The sequence below is a fragment of the Micromonospora noduli genome (assembly GCF_003264475.1).
GTDB lineage: Bacteria > Actinomycetota > Actinomycetes > Mycobacteriales > Micromonosporaceae > Micromonospora > Micromonospora noduli.
The window spans coordinates 1050425-1066262 of record NZ_PYAC01000001.1 but is presented as its reverse complement, the minus strand read 5'-3'; the positions used below and the strand labels follow the sequence as shown (position 1 = coordinate 1066262).

Sequence of the window (15838 nt, the reverse complement as noted above, 5' to 3'; positions counted from 1 at the left end):
TACTGTCGGCGTGGAGTACGTGTCCAGAGTGCCGCGACCGCCGCTGGACGGGCTGATCGACGACCTTTACTACCTGGAGGGCGCGCCGCCGTACGCCCGGCTGACGCTGCCGGCAAGTCCGGCGGCGTTCCTCATCGTCAACCTCGGGGCACCGTTCCGCATTCGTGCCGGCGCCAACGTCGAGACGGCCGAGTACGCCGACGGCTGCGTGGTCACCACGCCCACCCGCGCGTTCGAGTTCGGCTACCCACTCCGGACCCGGTCCGTCGGCGTGCACTTCAAGCCGTGGGGGCTGGCACCGTTCCTGCCGATGCCCGCAGCGGAGCTGTGTGACCGGCCGGCGACGATAGAGCAGGTGTGGGGCCGGCCCGCCACTGCTGAGCTGCGAGACCGGCTGGCCACGGCCGAGGGACCTCACGAGATGCTGACGCTGCTCGAGGAGGAGCTGACGCGACGGCTGGGCGAGGCGGCCGGCCTGGGACTGGTCCGCCACACGAGCCGCATCATCGCCGCCACCAGCGGGGCGGTGGCGATCGACGACCTGAGGGTTTCCGCCGGTGTCAGCAGCACTCACCTGGCACAGCGGTTCAAGGAGTTCATCGGCGTCACGCCGAAGCGGTTCGCCCGCACCTACCGCTTCGCCGCCACCGTGCTCTCGATCAACCCCGCCGAACCGATCGACTGGGCCGACCTCGCCGGCGGCGCCGGCTACTTTGACCAGGCCCACTTCGGCCACGAGTTCCGGGCCTTCACCGGGCTCACACCGACCCGGTACGTCGACGTCAGGCGGCGGTTCCTGCGCGAACACCCCGGCCACGTTCTGGACGGCTGGCCGCTACCGATCGATTGATTCCTTACAAGAGCGACAGCGCACGAAACTCTAGCCTGAGGGCATCCCCAAGCAGAGGAGCGCGCCCATGGGCGAAGTAGTCCTGTACAGCTCGGTGTCGGTGGACGGCTTCATCGCGGACGAGAACGACCATCCCGGACCGCTGTTCGACTGGTTGACCAGCGGTGACGTCCCGCTGGACGACAGTGGTGTGTTGAAGGTGTCACAAGCGTCCTACGACCACACCCGGCCGTACTGGGACCAGATCGGGGTGACAATCGCCGGCCGCCGCGTCTTCGACATGACGGACGGCTGGGACGGGAAGCCTCCGAGCGGAATCGACCATGTGGTCGTCGTGACGCACCGTCCGAAGCCCGAGGGCTGGGACCCTGAGGCGCCGTTTCACTTCGTCGACGGCGTCAAGGCAGCAGTGGCCAAGGCGCAGGAGCTCGCAGGTGACCGCATCGTCGAGGTCGCCGCTGGCGACGTCGGCGGCCAGGTGCTAGCCGCGGGCCTGGTCGACGAGGTGCGCATGGACGTGGTACCCGTGGTGTTCGGGTCTGGCAAGCGCTACTTCGGGTCGGTCCACGCGCAACACCTGTTGGAGGATCCTGACGTGGTGGTTCAGGGCAACCGGGTGCTTCACCTGCGCTATCGGGTGCGCCGTTGACCGGTCTGGGCGGGCTGGCGGGTCGCGCGGCGGGGGAGAGTCGAAGTCACGCTCCTACCTTCTCCTGCCCCGACCTGACCACCCAACCCGCCTGGACGGCCTCGGCCTGAAGGTCGCGGGCCGGCTGATCGAGTCTGATGGGCGCTGTGCCAAGCGTCCGTCAGCCGCGGGTGCGCCGTGTGATGCGGGTCTGGGCGGCGAGGCTGATGAGCGTGAGGAGGACCGTCAACGCGTAGCGATGCCGGATAACGACCATCAACGGCACGGAGCGACCAGTACCACCCTGGCGTGCCGCTAATCCGGGCATCCAGCCGACCTCCGGACTGGACTTGGCGCAGGTGGTTGACGCCGGGTTCGTGTGAGCATGGTGGTTGACCAACTGGCTACGACGGCCAGATCGTCGAAGGGTGGTGGCCTTACGGGCCGCCCAGGCCCAGGATTCGGTTGGAGACGCGACGGGCCTCCGCGGTGCGGAACTGCGCCTCGTAGAGCGTCAGCGCATGCTGCCAGGCGAAGCCCGCACGCTGGTCGTCGCCCGCGGCGGCGTGGGCGTCACCGAGATGTTCGACCATGGCGGCTTCGAGGTACGGGTTGGCCCCGCCGTCCGCGAGCGCGCGCGAGTAGTGCTCGATCGCCTCGTCCGGCTGCTCCAGCAGGCGGGCGATGTGGCCCAGGTTGTCGAGGGTGGCCGCGGAACCGGCCGGGTCGCTGTTCCGCTCGTGCAGGGCGAGAGCCTGCTGGGCGGCCGTTCGAGCCGCCTGATGATCGCCTAGTTCGGCGAGCTGGCGGGCCGCCCGGTTCAGCGCGTGGGCCTCGCCGACCGGGTCGCCGCAGTCGCGGTAGAGGCGCAACGCCTCGCGGGCGTGGCGCAGGGCGGCATCGTGCTCGCCGACGAGTGACGACAGGCGCGCCAGGTCGTGCCGGGTGTGCGCTACGGCGAGCGTGTCGTCACGGTCGTCGGCGGCCTGCAGAGCCAGGTTCAGGTGACGGCGCGCGTCGTCGTAACGCTGTGCGTGGGTGAGCGCCCGGCCGAGCTGCCGCTCCGCCAGGGAGATCGCATACCGGTCGGCCAGGGCGTGGGCGGCGGCGACGCCCCGGCGTGAGGTGTCCACATTGTCGCGCAGCAGCGCCCAGCGGTGCTGGTAGGTGTCGAGCAGGCGAGCCAGTAGCCAGACGTGGCGCCACCAGCCGAGCTGTTCGGCGTGCCGGTGGAGAGCGAGCAGTTGGTCGTACTCGGTGCTGAACCAGGCCAGGGCTGCGGACTCGTCGGTGAGCAGCGCCGTGCTGACCCCGGGTGCCGGATGGTCCAGCGTCACCAGCGTGCGGTAGGGGAACAGCAGCCGGTCCGCCTGGTAGGCGGTGCCCAAGTAGGAGTCGGTCAGTCGTCGCACGGCGGCGACGCGGTCCGCCGTCGGTTCGTCCTCCTCGGCGAGTTCCCCCGCGTGCCGCCGCAGCAGGGCGTGCATCAGATAGCGGCGCGGGGTGGGCTCCTCCAGCAGGTTCGCTCTCTCCAGTTCGTTCAGCAGCACCGTGGCCCGCCGCGGCGCAAGACCTAGCAGGCTCGCCGCCGCGTGCTGCCCGAGCGGGGCGACCGGCGCCGTGCCGACGAGCCGGAATGCCCGGGCCTGCGGCGGAGTGAGGCGGGAGGTCGACCAGGAGAAGACGGACTGTAGGCGCATGGATTCGGTGCCCGCGTCGAAGCCGCTCAGGTGCGCCTCCGCCGCACCGAGTTCGTCAATCATGGTGGACAGAGGATGCCCGGGATGCCGGGATGCCCGGGCGGCGACAATCGACAGGGCCAGCGGCAGCCCGCCGCAGTGGTCGATCAGGACGTTGAGGGCGGCCGGTTCGACGCCAGCCGCTGACTCGCCGAGGTTCTCGGTGAGCAGCGCGGCCGATCCGGCCCGGTCCAGGACACCGAGCCGGATCCGGCGGACCCGTCCGGCGCCCAGGCCAGCTAGGTGTTGACGGCTGGTCACGACGACCGCGGCGGGCGCTGCCGCGGGCAGCAACGGAACGACCTGCGCCGCGACGGCGGCGTTGTCGAGGACGATGAGGATACGTCTGCCGGCGAGCAGGCTGCGGAACAGCGCCGATGCCGCACCGGTGTCGGTGGGGACCGCGCTGGCCGGAACGCCGAGGGCGGCCAGGAAGCCGCGGAGCACCGTGAGCGGCGGCGGTCCCGGCTCGCCCTTGCCGAAACCACCGAGGTCGGCGAAAAGTTGCCCGTCCGGGAAACGGTCCAGGTGCCGATATGCCCACTCCAGCACGAGCGTGGTCTTCCCGATGCCCCCGGGACCGTCGATCGCCGCGACGAAGAGATCACCTGTGCGGATGGCTTCGTCCAGTGCGGCGGCCTCGTCGTCCCGGCCGACCAGCAGCCACGGCCGGGCCGGTAGCTGACGAGGGAGCGGCAGCGGCTGCTCGGGCGACGCCTTGATGTGGACTCCGCCGCGTACGCTACCTGCCTGAACGACGATGTGGGCGGTGCCGTCCATGAAGTTATCGGTGGACCCGGTCATCGGCAGCCCCCGATACGATGAGTTGTCGATACATTCTCCTTCAGCAAGCCCGGTGGCGGAACCGGCCATCGCGGTCAGTGGCATGTTCTGCGCGTGCAAAGGGGCCGACGTGGATGCGGAGAACGCGGGGAAGCTGATACGAGTGGCGGTCGCCGGAGTGACGGCCGGTATACCGGTGCTGGGCATGGCCGCGCCGCCCGCGCTAGTCCGGATCGAGCCGTCCGGCGCGGATGTACAGGTGCGGATCGACGCGACGGCGGGCGGCGGGCGAATGCTGGCCCGCTGTCTGCGCGACGGGGTGGCGGCGGAGATCGCCGCGCTGCTCGATCCTGGGCGGCCGGAGGACTGCACGGTGCTCGTGCTCCCTCGGGACTCGTCCGCCGGGCAGCACGAGTTGCTCGCTGCTCTGCGGACGCTGGCCCGCCGCGCCGCGGTCACTCTCGACAGTGACCGGTTCGCCGCCGAGGTGATCCGCGGCGATCGGCACACCCGTGCCCGTACGGTGCTCGCCGCGATGCACGGCGCCGGCGCGACGGCGGAACGCCGGCGGCAGGTGCACGCCCGCCTGCGCCGGTTGCGGGTGCCGCGGCCTGCCGATGTGGCCGGCCTGTTGACGGTCCGCATCGAAGACCCCGCCGTTCTGGCGTCCGCCGTGCAGCGCTCCGACCGGGTGCTGGCGAGCTGGCCCCGGACGGTGGACCTCGCCCGGCAGGCGCCGGCTGCGACGCCGGCCGTGCGGGGCAGGGTCGTCGCCGTTCCCGGGCGCGGTAACCCTGCCGAAGACCGCACCCGCCACGACGTGGTCGATCGGCTCGCGCAGCTGCTCGCCGACCGGACCGCAGCAATCCGGGTCGCGCTGGTGGCCGGCTCCGGGATGGGCAAGAGTTCCCTCGCGGTACGGATGTGTCGACACCTGGCGGACGGCTACACCGTCGTCGGCTGGCTATCCGCGACAAACTCCACGACTTGGCGTTCCTCGATCGCCCTGCTCACCGAACGCCTAGGCATCGACGGCGCCAATCCGGACGACCTCTGGGAGGCGCTCGGCGAACGACGGCCGGCTCTGATCGTGGTGGATGACGCCCCGGAGCCGACGGCGTTCGCGGCCGCGCTGCCGTCGATGTCCGGTGTCCACGTGCTCGTCACCTCACCGTCGGTCCGCTGGCGCGCCGAAGCCGCCACGGTCGAACTGGAGCCGCTGTCCGAGTCGGACGGCATCGAGTTCCTGCTGGCCCGTACCGGCGCCGAAGACGAGCGGCTGGCCGCCGAGGTCACCCGCCGGCTCGGCGGCTTCCCGCTGGCGCTCGAGCAGGCGGCGGCCGCTGTCGTCGACGGGCTATCACTGCGCGGTTGGCTGGACCGTCACGTCGACGCGCCCGTCGCCGGGGCGGCTGCTCTCGAACAGGCCTGGCGGATCCGCCTGGCGGCTCTGCGCGTCAGTCATCCGGATGCGCTGGCGCTGCTAGGCATCCTGTCCTGCGCCCAGCCCGCCCCGGTCTCCGGCGAACTGCTGTCCGGACTGGGCCGGGACTACGGCGACAACCCCGCCGTCGCAGTGTGCGCCGACACCGAACGTCGTGACGCCGCCGTCACCGAACTGCGGGCCCAGTCATTGATCCGGACCGGCGCCGACGAGGAGACTTTTCTGGTCCATCCACTGCTGGCCGGTGCGGTCCGCGATGAGGCCGGTCCGGACACCGCCCAGGTCGCACTGATGGTTGCCGCCGTCGCCGGGCGGCTGCTGGACGACGAGGACGTCAACGACGCCGATCTGTGGTCGCGCACCATGGCGTTGTCCGCGGTCGCCGTGGCGGCCTGTCACCTTGTCCTCGACGGATCCCGGCAACGCCCGGGCAATGTCGCGCCCGACCGGTTGCGTGGTCTGGCAAATCACGCGCTCTGGCTGCCCCGGGCGTACCTGCACGAGCGTGGCGCGGCCCGTGGTGCCTACCGGGTCGCCCTACTGGCGCTGGCGATGCACGGCGACGAGGTCGCCGCAGCGGCCGTGCCCGGAGTGTCCGCCGAGGTGGTCGACGCGTTCGACGACCTCGACCCGGCCATGGTGGTGCCCGCAGACCGGCTCGGCGACGTCGCGGGCGCCGATGCGCGGACATCGGCCGCGCGGTGGCTCAACGAGACCGACTCGCTGCTCACGGACGTGGATCTGGCCGAGGCCGAGGCGTACGCCCGCAGGGCTTTGACGCTCCTTCCCCGTCGAGCCCGCGGAGCCGTCGACGCGGACGCCGTCCCCAGGTCGGCGATGATCCGGTTGGAAATCGGGGACAACCTCGGCTTCATCCTCCAACTGCGGGAGAGGTTCCCGGAGTCCGCGAAGGTGTACGACGCGGCGATCCGTCACCTGCTGTCCTTCCCCGGCGGTGGCGCCGAGAGCAAGTACGCCGAACTGCTCAACGACCGCGCGCTGCTGCTGCTCGACACCGGCCGATACGAGCAGGGCGTGGCGGAGTTCAGCGCCGCCGCGGACCTGGCACGGAAGAAGTCGCAGGGTGCCGGGGTACTTAACAACATCGACAACAATTTGGCGCGTACCGAGCATCTGACCTGGCGGCTACGGTCCGCACGCGACCGGCTGAACGGCGGGCTGCACTGGCTGCTGGACCGCTCGGCGGCGCAGAGCACGGACGTTGCAATCGCCCAGTGCAACCTTGGGCTGGTGACCTACGACCTCGGCGACACCGACGAGGGGTTCGCCCTGGTTCAGGGTTCCTGGCAGACCCTGCGGGACCGGCTCGGACACGAGGACCGGGAGACCCTGATCCGGCGGCTGGCCCTGGCCGAGTTGCAGCTGGCCCGGGGTGACCGGCGGGCCGCCCACCAAGCCGTCCTCCTCGATCTGGCAGCTTGCCGGGCAGAGAACGGGTCCGACTCCGTCTGGGCCATCGTCCACCGGCTGAGGGCGGCGTGGCTCACCGGCCTCGCGGCACAGCCGCCGGAGACGATCCGAGAGTTGGCCGCGGCGGTGGAACGGCTCTTCGGCCCAGACACCGCTTATGCCGCGATGGCCCGGGACGCCCTCGCTGCCTGGCGCCTGGCCGACCCCGACACCGTCGAGCCGGGCGACATCGCATCCGCAGCGAAGGCCGTCCGTTACTCCGCCCGGTCTCTCGGCTCCGGTCACCCACTGACGTTGTTGTCCAGTGCCCGCCTCGTATTGCTGCGCCGGGACGCCGCCCGCCGCCCACGCCCGCTACGGACCGCCGCCGGGCGTGTCCTGCTGACCATGCTGGACTCTCTGTCCCGGCCGGGGGGCGGGGGGTTTGCCGAGGATCTCCGGCAGCACGGTCAGCCACCGGTGGATTCGGCCCGGCCGGGCTGGGAGGCAGACCGTCTGCGGCACCTGCTCGCGGACGATGTCGTCGAACCCTCCGCTGGCGAGGAGATCTGCTGGCGGACAAACATCGGCCGGCTCGCGGCCCTGGCCGGGGCCATCGACGCCGGTGTCCTGCTCCGGGAGGCGGCGGACAGCAGCGCGGCGCTCTACGGGCCGGACCATCCGTGGACGCTGTCGCGGGCCGCGGCGGCGGCTGTCGCCGACGACGACCCGGAAGCCCTGCGCGCCGTCGTGACCACGCCGATCTGGCGATGAGCACGATGCCGCACCGGGTCTTCATTGTGTGGGCGCACCGCGACCGGCGCTGGAGCGCCCAGAAACAGGCCCGCTACCGGGCGGCGGTGCTCGCCTTCGCCCACACGCTCGACCGAGTCGAAGGTATCGAGGTGGAGATCGACCTCTTCCACAGCGAGGACCGGACGATCGACTTCACCCGCTGGGGACCGGACCGAGTGTCCTGGGCGGACACCGTCATCATGATCAGCAGCGTGCCCCTGTGGGACCGCTGGTCGGGCCGCAACCCGGCGAACGAGGGCGCGGGGTCGGTTCGCGAGTGCGATGCGCTGCACGGCCTGTTCGACACTGACCAGGCCGCTTTCCAGCGCAAGGTGCTCATCGTGGTGCTGCCCGACGGCATGGACGCGCCGGTCCCGGCTGATCTGTCCCGCATCCAGCGCCGCCCCGTGAACGATCCCCACGCGACGCTCGTGCTGCGCTGGCTGCTGAACAAACCCCGGTACCCGCGTGGGACCCGGAAGACGCGGGTGGACCTTCCCCCGATCCCCGAGGCGCCCTTCCCCGGCATGCCGCCCCGCCGGGCAGATCACCTCGCCGCCGAGCGCGCCCGCCGCCAGCAGCCGCTACCCGTCTCTGACCGTCAACAGTCTCCGTCGGGATCAGCAGAGGCACCGGAGGTGTCGATAGAACCGATCACGGCCGGCATAGTCGCGGCCACCGTGGTTCCGCTGGCGAGCGGCGCTGCTGACGAAGCCGGCAAACAGGCATGGGCGTCCCTGTCCGCCTTCGTGCGAGATCGCTTCGGTCGCGAATCGGAGCCGGGCGCCGCCGTCCAAGCCCTCGCTGACCAGCCGCATAGCCCGGCTGTCGGCGAGGTGCTCGGCCGGCTCCTCGAGGACGCGGCCGCCTCCGACGACCACACGGCGGCCTGGTTGCGCAGCTGGCTCGAACACGCCGGACCTATGGTCGGGTAGCTGCCGAGACCGGCTCATCCGGCGTGGCTCCGTGCGCTGAGTCGTTGAAGATCGGCTTCGGCTCGTGGCCGTTCGGCCTGGGTTGGGGTAATCCAGCCGGCGACAAGTGCGGGATCTGCGCCGTGTCGAGGGCGGCCCGGTGCTGGGCGAGCTTTGCGTCACGGGCCGCGATCGTGGTGTGTGCTGCAGAGAGTGCGTCTGCGTCTCGGCGATGAGGTGCGGTTAACCGATATCCCAGGACGCGAGGTGAGTACCGCAGTGCAGGCATTGGAACAGATACGCGGTGGGCTCACCGTTGCGGTCGAGCCGGTGCAGGAACTCGTCGGTCTCCTCGGATGACCAGCCGAGTTGCCGGTGGCTCGCGCGAAGCATGTTCAGGGCGTCCGGATGAGGTTCGACATCGCAGTAGCCGGCCCGGCCGAGAAAGGCCGCGCCATCGCCGCAGTGGTAGAGCCATGACTCTTGCTGCCAACCGGTGAAGCCGGGGGTTCTGCGAGTGACCTCCTCGATGACGTGATGCGGCACGTCATCAGGCACGTCGACCGCGTCGCTGAGCTCGGCAGGCATCTCCAGGGTTTCGCTGCCATCCGTGGCGACGGCAACGACGCCGAGTGCCTTGGAGGCCGCCCCGGAGTAGATGCAGTGCAAGCAAAGACTCTCGGGCTGTCTGCCGTGGACCGGTCCCCGGTAGCGGACTTGCCGAAGTTGACCGCAGACGCTGCATTCGTGCTGAACCCGCACCGCCGAGCCCGTGGCCAAAGGATCAGGGTGGTATCGAAACACCGGCTCGGTCACCAGCCCATCATGCCGTTGTGACCGGGGCGGGTTGCGTCGCCGTAACCCACCCCGGATCAGATCAGAGCTCCCGGTAGTAGATTGCGACCGGCAGCGGCGTGCAGCCCAGTGCTTCGTACAGGGCTCGGGCGGGCGCATGGAATCCGTCCCCGCCCGTGCCGATCGTGACGACCTCGGCGCCGAGGTCCCGCATCGCGGCGAACGCGTGCTCGCACAGCACGGTGCCCGTGCCGAGCCGGCGATGCTCGGCGGACACGGCGAGGATAGTGACGCTGGCATTTCGGCGCTCAGGCTCTACCGCCCAGGCCACGTAGCCGGCGATGGCACCGTTGGTCTCGGCGACCGCGACATACCGGTGCTCGGCGGGGTCGTGGAGCCCGGCGACCTGCTTGACGTAGTCGTCGCGCCACTTGCCGTGCTGGTTGGCGAAAACGGTCTCGCCCATGAGAGGGCGGAAGGAGTCTTCGTAGAACGGTCCGAACGTCTCGATGGTCAGTTCGGTGAGCTGGGCCAGGTCATGCTGAAGAAACGAGCGGATGCGCATGTGAGTGTGCCTCTCGAGCTGAGGTTCTGAAAGCCAACGAAGCGGGCATCAGATGGCCAGCCAGCGGCCGGAACGGCGGCAAGCCGACCCTCAGTGGCGAGTACGCCAAGCAGCGAAGCAACTCATGACAGGAATCCTACGGGGCGCTGCAACCGCATTCGTGGCACAGAGCGTCCACCAAGGCCAACGGTCGTGCAGTGTAGCCACGGCTTTTCCACCAGGTCGGTGTGCGTGACTGCCGGCGAGTCTGCGGCGGATGAACCAGGCTCGTCCCGCAGGTGCCGCCGGCCGTCCTCGCCGACCGCCGGCCGGCGACCTTCTGGCGGCTGCACCGCCCGAGCATCGAGGCGGCTGTCCGCCGCTTCGCACCCGCGGTGGAAGTCGCCGATGAGGGCTGAGGGTTCGTCGCCAAGCCCACGGCTGCCTTGATGCGGGCGTTGATGCAGTAGCCGACGATCCGAGGGTGGTCCAGTGCGGACCGGGGAGCAGGCCAGCAGAACCTGGTCCCAGATAAGCTGCCCTGGTGCAGATCGACTTGGTTGCCCTGATTGTCGACGAGTACGACCCCGCGATCGCGTTCTTCACCGACGTGCTCGGCTTCGACCTCGTCGAGGACTCCCCATCACTGACCAATGACGGTCGAGCCAAGCGGTGGGTGGTCGTTCGGCCGCCGGGCGCCCAGACCGGGATCCTGCTCGCTCGCGCCGACGGAGAACACCAACGCGCCGCAATCGGTAACCAGGTAGCCGGCCGAGTCGGGTTCTTCTTCCGCGTCGACGACTTCGACGCCGCCTATCGGCGGATGGTCGCGGCCGACGTCACCTTCGTCCGGGAGCCGCGGACCGAGCCCTATGGCCGGGTCGCGGTCTTCCTCGACATCGCCGGCAACCGGTGGGACCTGCTCGGGGCCAATTGACGTTGCGTAATTGTCAGCTGAGCCGCCAACCACCGTGTCCGTAATCCAGGCGGCCGACATCCGCTGATGCCGCGATTCGCTCATCACACAGGGGCACGGCCCTTCCCGGCTCGTGGTACGAATCGGCCGACGATGTCGCCTGGTCTTGCCCGGTCAGGCTGGGCCGTTGACCAGCGGGTCGTGGACCCGGCCGAGGAACAGCGGCACGCCGGTGAGCCGGTCGTGGATGACGTACAGGAATGGCCGGTTGACGAAGAACTGCGGCCCTTGCGGAATCGACGGCGGCCGGACGATGACGGCCGACGCGGCTGCGGCCTCGGTGCCCTTCTCGTCCACAGCGATGAACGTCTCGTGCACCACGTCGTCGATACACAGGGTCGGTTCGGTGCTCATGCCGGTGAAATCGGCCTGTGACGTGAATGCCGTGGGCATGCCGAGGCTGCCCAGCGCGGCACCCAGCTCGGCCGGCAGGCGGAACGTCCACCGGGGCAGGCGCAGTTCGACGTCGGTGATCCGGAACCCGTTCAGCAAGGCGCCCAGCCAGGTCGCATCGAGGCTCGCCTCGACCGCGGCGAGATCGTCCCGGGTCGGCATGACGATGGCCATGGCAAGCCCGTCGCCCGCGTACGGCACGTCGACTGCGTGCCACCCGTCGCCCTCGAGGTAGCCCATCCTGTCGAACGGTCCGCGCATGACCGGGACGTCGACGACGCTCCCGTCATCCCTGGTGAACTGTCCCACCGACGTGGCCGTAGCGGTGAACGGGTACTTCCAGGCCGCCTTGAGATAGATCGTGTTGGTCAGCATCAGGCTGGTGTCGGGGCCCACGGCGTCGGACTGCAGCAGCTCCGGAATCTTCGCGTTGGTCCGATCGGACACCCAGGTGTTGATCTCCTGGCGGGCCACCTCCGGCGCACCACGGAAGTCGACCGGTCGCGGCGCGGCGCCGTAATAGCCGGCCAGGGTGTCCCGGAACCCGGGTCGCAGACACAGGTCGAGTCGTGTCCACAGCGCATTGGCCGTGGTCAGCCGAGGCTGCTTGACTCCGTCACCGTCCTGGTAGCGGCCGGCGAGCGTCTGCTCAACGGTGTTGAGCCCGCTGTCGAGCGAGCGGGGGCGCGGATGCGGCGCGTGGAGCACCGTGTCCATCTCGTCCGCCGTGGTCGACCCGGCGCCCGCCCTGGTCATCGCGAGCGCGAGCCCGACCGAGTACGGCGCGCACACCACATTGCTGCCTGCCCGGGTCGATGCCACCGTGCGGTAGAGGTCGGCCGTGAAGCCGCGAACTGCGGTAGCGGCGGCCTGCATCGTGGCCGGGTCGGGTGGTACGCGGTCCACTGCCGTCGAGGTGGACGGCGGACCGAGCCAACGGGGAGCACCTGGGGCGGCGGTAAGGGCAGCGGCTGCAAGGGGGACCGCCCGCAATACGGATCGACGCGAGACCATGTGTCGAGGTTAGAGCAGTCCCACGGAAACTCACCAGACACAAGCTTGAATTCATTGAGATCCAGCAATGTCTGTCAGTCGTTCGTGGAAGAGCGCGAGACACCCCAACGATCGCTGTGCGGCTTGCTACTCGTACCGGTACTTCAGCGATTCTGCCTCGGCCTTTTCGATGTCACCGATCGTCAGCTCGGGCATTCGTAGCTGGGCCAGCGTCACCTCGGCCGAGGTCGGCTGGGCGTCCGCCGGCAGCCACTGCTCGGGCTTCCAGGCCCCGCTGCGCAGCAGCGCCTTGGGGCAGTGCGGGTAGACCTCATCGATCCCCAGCACCAACGCACTGGCCGGCGGCTTGCCCACGGCGGTCAGCTGCGACAGCAGTTCGGGGCGAGTGGAGACGCAGGCCCGGCCATTCACCCTGAGCGTCGTGGGGCGCCCTGGGATGATGAACAGCAGCCCGGCTCGCCCGGTGGCGACGACGTTCTGCAGGGTGTCCAGGCGCTTGTTGCCGGTGGCATCCGGTATTGCCACCGTCCGTGCGTCCAGGACGGCGACGAAGCCGGCCGGGCCGCCGCGCGGGGAGACGTCGCAGTTGCCCTTGGCATCCACGGTGGCGACCAGGACCAGCGACGAGCAGCCGATCAACCGCCGGGTCTGTTCGGTGAGCTCGGTCATCTGCTTTCGCACGGCCGCGTCACTGGGGAGTTCGTAGGCCCGGCGCAGCGACTCCTGGTCGGGCACGGCGTCGAGGCGCAGTGAGTCGAAGGCACTGGCGGCAAAGACTGGCGTCATGCATCGACACTAATCCACCCCCGCCGGGCGGCTTGGCGGGCCGCGGCGTGGCATGCCGGCGGCCTTGCCCAAATCATCTTAGTCGTTAAGATAACCGTGTGAGCATATCGACGAACTTCTCGGTGGCGATCGCCGGCGCCGGCCTCTCCGGCCTCTGCCTCGCCCAGTACCTGATGCGCGCCGGCGTCGACGTGCACGTCTACGAGCGGGACTCGGGCCCCTTCGTCCGGCGGCAGGGCTACCGGATCATTCTCGACCGGTATGGCATCGAGGCGCTGCGCGAGAGCCTGCCGCGCTCGCTGTACAACCTGGCGCTGACCACCGGCGACGAGCCCGGCGGGCACCTACGCTTCACCGACAGCCGGCTGCGGGACGCATTCACCATCACCTTCAAGGACGAGCCGCACGCGACCCGCCAGGTCGACCGGCTGACCCTGCGGTCGATCCTGCAGTCCGGGCTGGACGGGCGCATCCACTACGGCAAGGACGCCGTCGCGGTGGACAGCGGCGACCCGGCGCGGCCGCGGCTGCTGTTCTCCGACGGCGGGGGCGCGGCGGCAAGCGTCGTCGTGGGCGCGGACGGCGTCGGCTCGGCGCTGCGCGCGCAGATCATGCCGGACGCGAACCCGGCGAACACCCCGATGGCGGGCATCTACGGCCGGTCGCCCCTTTGCCGCAACGGCGAAAGCATCATCCCGGACGCGCTGCGTACCAGCGGGGTCCTGGCCATCGCCGACCGGCCGGGCCGGGCCTTCTTCTTCACCTCCATGCGGTTCGGCGAGAGCCCGCCGGAGGCGTTCGCGCGCCTGGCCCCGGGCAGCTATGCGCCCACCGGCGACGACTACGTCATGTGGGGACTGCTGCTCCGGCAGGAGGAGGTGCCCATGGGCATCCGGGGCGACCTGCTGGCGCTGTGGAGACTGGCCTCCGGGATGAGCATGGACTTCCACCCGGTCATCCGGCGGCTGGTCGGCACGGCCGAGCTGGACGCCACAGTGCTCAACCTCTTCGCCACCGGCCAGCGCCCGCGCCGGTGGGCGGTGCCCCGGGCGACGATGATGGGCGACGCCGTGCACGTCATGCCGCCGTTCGGCGCGCACGGCGGCAACACCGCGCTGCGCGACGCTGCCCTGCTCGGCCACAAGCTGGTCGAGGCCCGGGCCAGTGGCACGCCGGTGGAGGAGGCGATCGCCAGCTACCAGGACGAGATGACGCCCTACGCCTTTCGCGCCGTCGACACCGCCGCCAGGCTGATGCGCCGCCTCACCGGGGGAGCGGCCGCACCGCACTGGGTGCTGACCCGCGTGTTACCTCGGCTGCACCGGGTCACCGTGCCGCAGGGATGATTGCCGGCATGTCCCACGAGCCGGCCCGTGCGTCCGCGATCACCGACCTCATGCGCGCCGGGCGGGAGACGTCGCGGCTGTCCATGGTGTTCCGGTACGCCATCGCGGAGCGGCTGGGCCTCACCGTGAGCGACCTGGAGTGCCTGGACTACCTGGCGGACGTCGGATCCGCCACCGCGGGGCAGGTCGCCGAGCGGACCAACCTCACCACCGGGGCGGTGACCAGCATGCTCCGCCGGCTCCAGCAGGCGGGCTACGTGACGGCCGAGCGCGATCCGGCGGACCGGCGGCGGGTGATCGTCGCCCTGCGGCCGGAGCGGTCCGCCGAGTTGAAGCGACAGTACGAGCGGTTCGCCGAAGGGGCCGAGCAGCTCATCGAGGGCTACAGCGTCGAGGAGGTCATGCTGCTGGTCCGGCACTACGACCGCATGCAGGCGATGTACCTCGCCGAGTTGGACCGCCTGCGCGGCGGCGAGACCGCGCAGCGGTCTGCCTGAGCTGTCGTCGGCCTGGCGGGGCATTACTTGGCCGGGCGGCTTCACCGCGACCGTGACGCCGGACTGCCGGTACGCTGAGGTGGTGATCGACTTTCGTGCGGCGGTCGAAGCACGCGACCCCGATGCCCTTGAGGCGACCCTCGCCGACAACGTGCTGTTTCGCAGCCCGGTGGCGTTCAAGCCCTATCCGGGCAAGGCAATCACCGCAGCGATCCTGCGGGGTGTGCTGCGGGTGTTCGAGGACTTCCGGTACGTCCGGGAGCTGAGCGGCGAGGGCGGTCGCGATCACGCGCTGGTATTCGAGGCGCGGATAGGCGGTGTCGCCGTCGAGGGTTGCGATTTCCTGCACCTCGATGAGAGCGGCTTGATCGATGAGTTCACGGTCATGGTTCGTCCGCTGTCCGCCGCGCAGGCCCTGGCCGCCGCGATGGCAGATCAATTCGAGCAGATCCAGCGTGAGGCGGCCGTCGGCTAGCGGGAGTCAGGGCGTTCACGTCTCACCTGTCCCGCCGGCGACCGGCGGTCGCCAGTGAAGAGGATTGAGCCCGCACGTTGTACCACGTCACCTACGGTTCTCCGCCGCCCGCTGGCGCCGGGACGGCTGGGACGGCCAGCTTCAACCGGGGGCGGTCGGCGTCCGGGTGGCGCAGCTCGTCGAAGACCGTCAGCGCCTCTCGCCACGCCCGACGCGCGGCGTCGAGGTCACCGGCGGCCTGCAGGCTGTCGCCCAGGTTGTCCAGCACCTCCGCCTCGTCGTACCGGTCGCCGAGTTCCCGGTGCAGCGCCAGCGCCCGCCGGTAGCAGTCCGCCGCCCGATCCTGGCCGCCGAGGCCGTGCCGGACGTAACCGAGGCTGTCCCAGGTCAGCGCCGCGCCGTGCCGGTCGCCGGTTTCCTCGTGCAGCCGTGCGGATATCAACGCCGGC

Annotated in this window: 14 protein-coding genes; 8 read left to right on the top strand and 6 right to left on the bottom strand. The window is 70.2% G+C overall.

The features are described from left to right. Nucleotides 1–10: 10 nt before the first annotated feature. Complete coding sequence (locus MED15_RS04625; protein WP_225855097.1) at nt 11–850, top strand: helix-turn-helix domain-containing protein; 840 nt, start codon at nt 11–13, stop codon at nt 848–850. Between the two features lie 67 nt (nt 851–917). Further along, entirely contained in the window at nt 918–1499 is a 582-nt protein-coding gene (locus MED15_RS04620; RefSeq protein WP_112583197.1) for a dihydrofolate reductase family protein, read from the top strand. 416 nt (nt 1500–1915) lie between these two features. On the opposite strand, the gene MED15_RS04615 is transcribed toward MED15_RS04620, so the two are convergent. Continuing rightward, a complete protein-coding gene (locus tag MED15_RS04615; protein ID WP_167457578.1) occupies nt 1916–4021 on the bottom strand; it encodes a tetratricopeptide repeat protein in 2106 nt (701 codons plus the stop codon). 109 nt (nt 4022–4130) lie between these two features. Between MED15_RS04615 and MED15_RS04610 the strand changes: the two genes are divergently transcribed. Together MED15_RS04610 and MED15_RS04605 are read left to right on the top strand one after the other, a co-directional pair. Beyond that, nucleotides 4131–7628 carry an NB-ARC domain-containing protein gene (locus MED15_RS04610; protein WP_167457577.1) on the top strand — a complete coding sequence of 1166 codons (3498 nt, stop codon included), beginning with the start codon at nt 4131–4133 and terminating at the stop codon, nt 7626–7628. After that, nucleotides 7625–8584 carry an SEFIR domain-containing protein gene (locus MED15_RS04605; RefSeq protein WP_112734838.1) on the top strand — a complete coding sequence of 320 codons (960 nt, stop codon included), beginning with the start codon at nt 7625–7627 and terminating at the stop codon, nt 8582–8584. The genes MED15_RS04610 and MED15_RS04605 overlap by 4 nt, the downstream gene beginning before the upstream one ends. Nucleotides 8585–8806: 222 nt before the next feature. On the opposite strand, the gene MED15_RS04600 is transcribed toward MED15_RS04605, so the two are convergent. Continuing rightward, on the bottom strand, nt 8807–9379 hold the full coding sequence (locus tag MED15_RS04600) for a CbrC family protein (protein WP_244220358.1): 573 nt from the start codon (nt 9377–9379) through the stop codon (nt 8807–8809). A gap of 61 nt (nt 9380–9440) precedes the next feature. Further along, a complete protein-coding gene (locus MED15_RS04595) occupies nt 9441–9923 on the bottom strand; it encodes a GNAT family N-acetyltransferase (protein WP_112726959.1) in 483 nt (160 codons plus the stop codon). A 520-nt stretch (nt 9924–10443) separates the two neighbouring features. Between MED15_RS04595 and MED15_RS04590 the strand changes: the two genes are divergently transcribed. Continuing rightward, on the top strand, nt 10444–10839 hold the full coding sequence (locus MED15_RS04590; RefSeq protein ID WP_112583203.1) for a VOC family protein: 396 nt from the start codon (nt 10444–10446) through the stop codon (nt 10837–10839). 153 nt (nt 10840–10992) lie between these two features. On the opposite strand, the gene MED15_RS04585 is transcribed toward MED15_RS04590, so the two are convergent. Continuing rightward, entirely contained in the window at nt 10993–12177 is a 1185-nt protein-coding gene (locus MED15_RS04585; protein WP_167457576.1) for a serpin family protein, read from the bottom strand. 234 nt (nt 12178–12411) lie between these two features. Then, entirely contained in the window at nt 12412–13071 is a 660-nt protein-coding gene (locus MED15_RS04580) for an MSMEG_1061 family FMN-dependent PPOX-type flavoprotein (protein ID WP_112583205.1), read from the bottom strand. A 98-nt stretch (nt 13072–13169) separates the two neighbouring features. Here MED15_RS04580 and MED15_RS04575 point away from each other — a divergent pair, with 98 nt between their 5' ends. The 3 genes from MED15_RS04575 to MED15_RS04565 all read left to right on the top strand — a co-directional run bounded on the left by MED15_RS04575 (nt 13170) and on the right by MED15_RS04565 (nt 15389). Further along, nucleotides 13170–14417, top strand: coding sequence for an FAD-dependent oxidoreductase (locus tag MED15_RS04575; RefSeq protein ID WP_112734835.1), 1248 nt, complete (start codon nt 13170–13172; stop codon nt 14415–14417). 8 nt (nt 14418–14425) lie between these two features. Next, the gene (locus MED15_RS04570; protein ID WP_225855095.1) at nt 14426–14914 is read left to right on the top strand and encodes a MarR family winged helix-turn-helix transcriptional regulator; all 489 of its coding nucleotides are present in this window, start codon (nt 14426–14428) and stop codon (nt 14912–14914) included. Nucleotides 14915–14996: 82 nt separating this feature from the next. Next, the gene (locus MED15_RS04565) at nt 14997–15389 is read left to right on the top strand and encodes a nuclear transport factor 2 family protein (RefSeq protein ID WP_091405325.1); all 393 of its coding nucleotides are present in this window, start codon (nt 14997–14999) and stop codon (nt 15387–15389) included. A 91-nt stretch (nt 15390–15480) separates the two neighbouring features. Here MED15_RS04565 and MED15_RS04560 read toward each other — a convergent pair whose 3' ends face one another. Beyond that, entirely contained in the window at nt 15481–15831 is a 351-nt protein-coding gene (locus tag MED15_RS04560; protein ID WP_167457575.1) for a tetratricopeptide repeat protein, read from the bottom strand. Nucleotides 15832–15838: the final 7 nt, after the last annotated feature.

What these genes read in the sequence shown, in the direction of transcription:
- MED15_RS04620 (WP_112583197.1), top strand. Translation starts at nt 918, where the DNA reads ATGGGCGAAGTAGTCCTGTACAGCTCGGTGTCGGTGGACGGCTTCATC.
- MED15_RS04615 (WP_167457578.1), bottom strand. Translation starts at nt 4,021, where the DNA reads ATGACCGGGTCCACCGATAACTTCATGGACGGCACCGCCCACATCGTC.
- MED15_RS04605 (WP_112734838.1), top strand. Translation starts at nt 7,625, where the DNA reads ATGAGCACGATGCCGCACCGGGTCTTCATTGTGTGGGCGCACCGCGAC.
- MED15_RS04595 (WP_112726959.1), bottom strand. Translation starts at nt 9,923, where the DNA reads ATGCGCATCCGCTCGTTTCTTCAGCATGACCTGGCCCAGCTCACCGAA.
- MED15_RS04580 (WP_112583205.1), bottom strand. Translation starts at nt 13,071, where the DNA reads ATGACGCCAGTCTTTGCCGCCAGTGCCTTCGACTCACTGCGCCTCGAC.
- MED15_RS04570 (WP_225855095.1), top strand. Translation starts at nt 14,426, where the DNA reads ATGTCCCACGAGCCGGCCCGTGCGTCCGCGATCACCGACCTCATGCGC.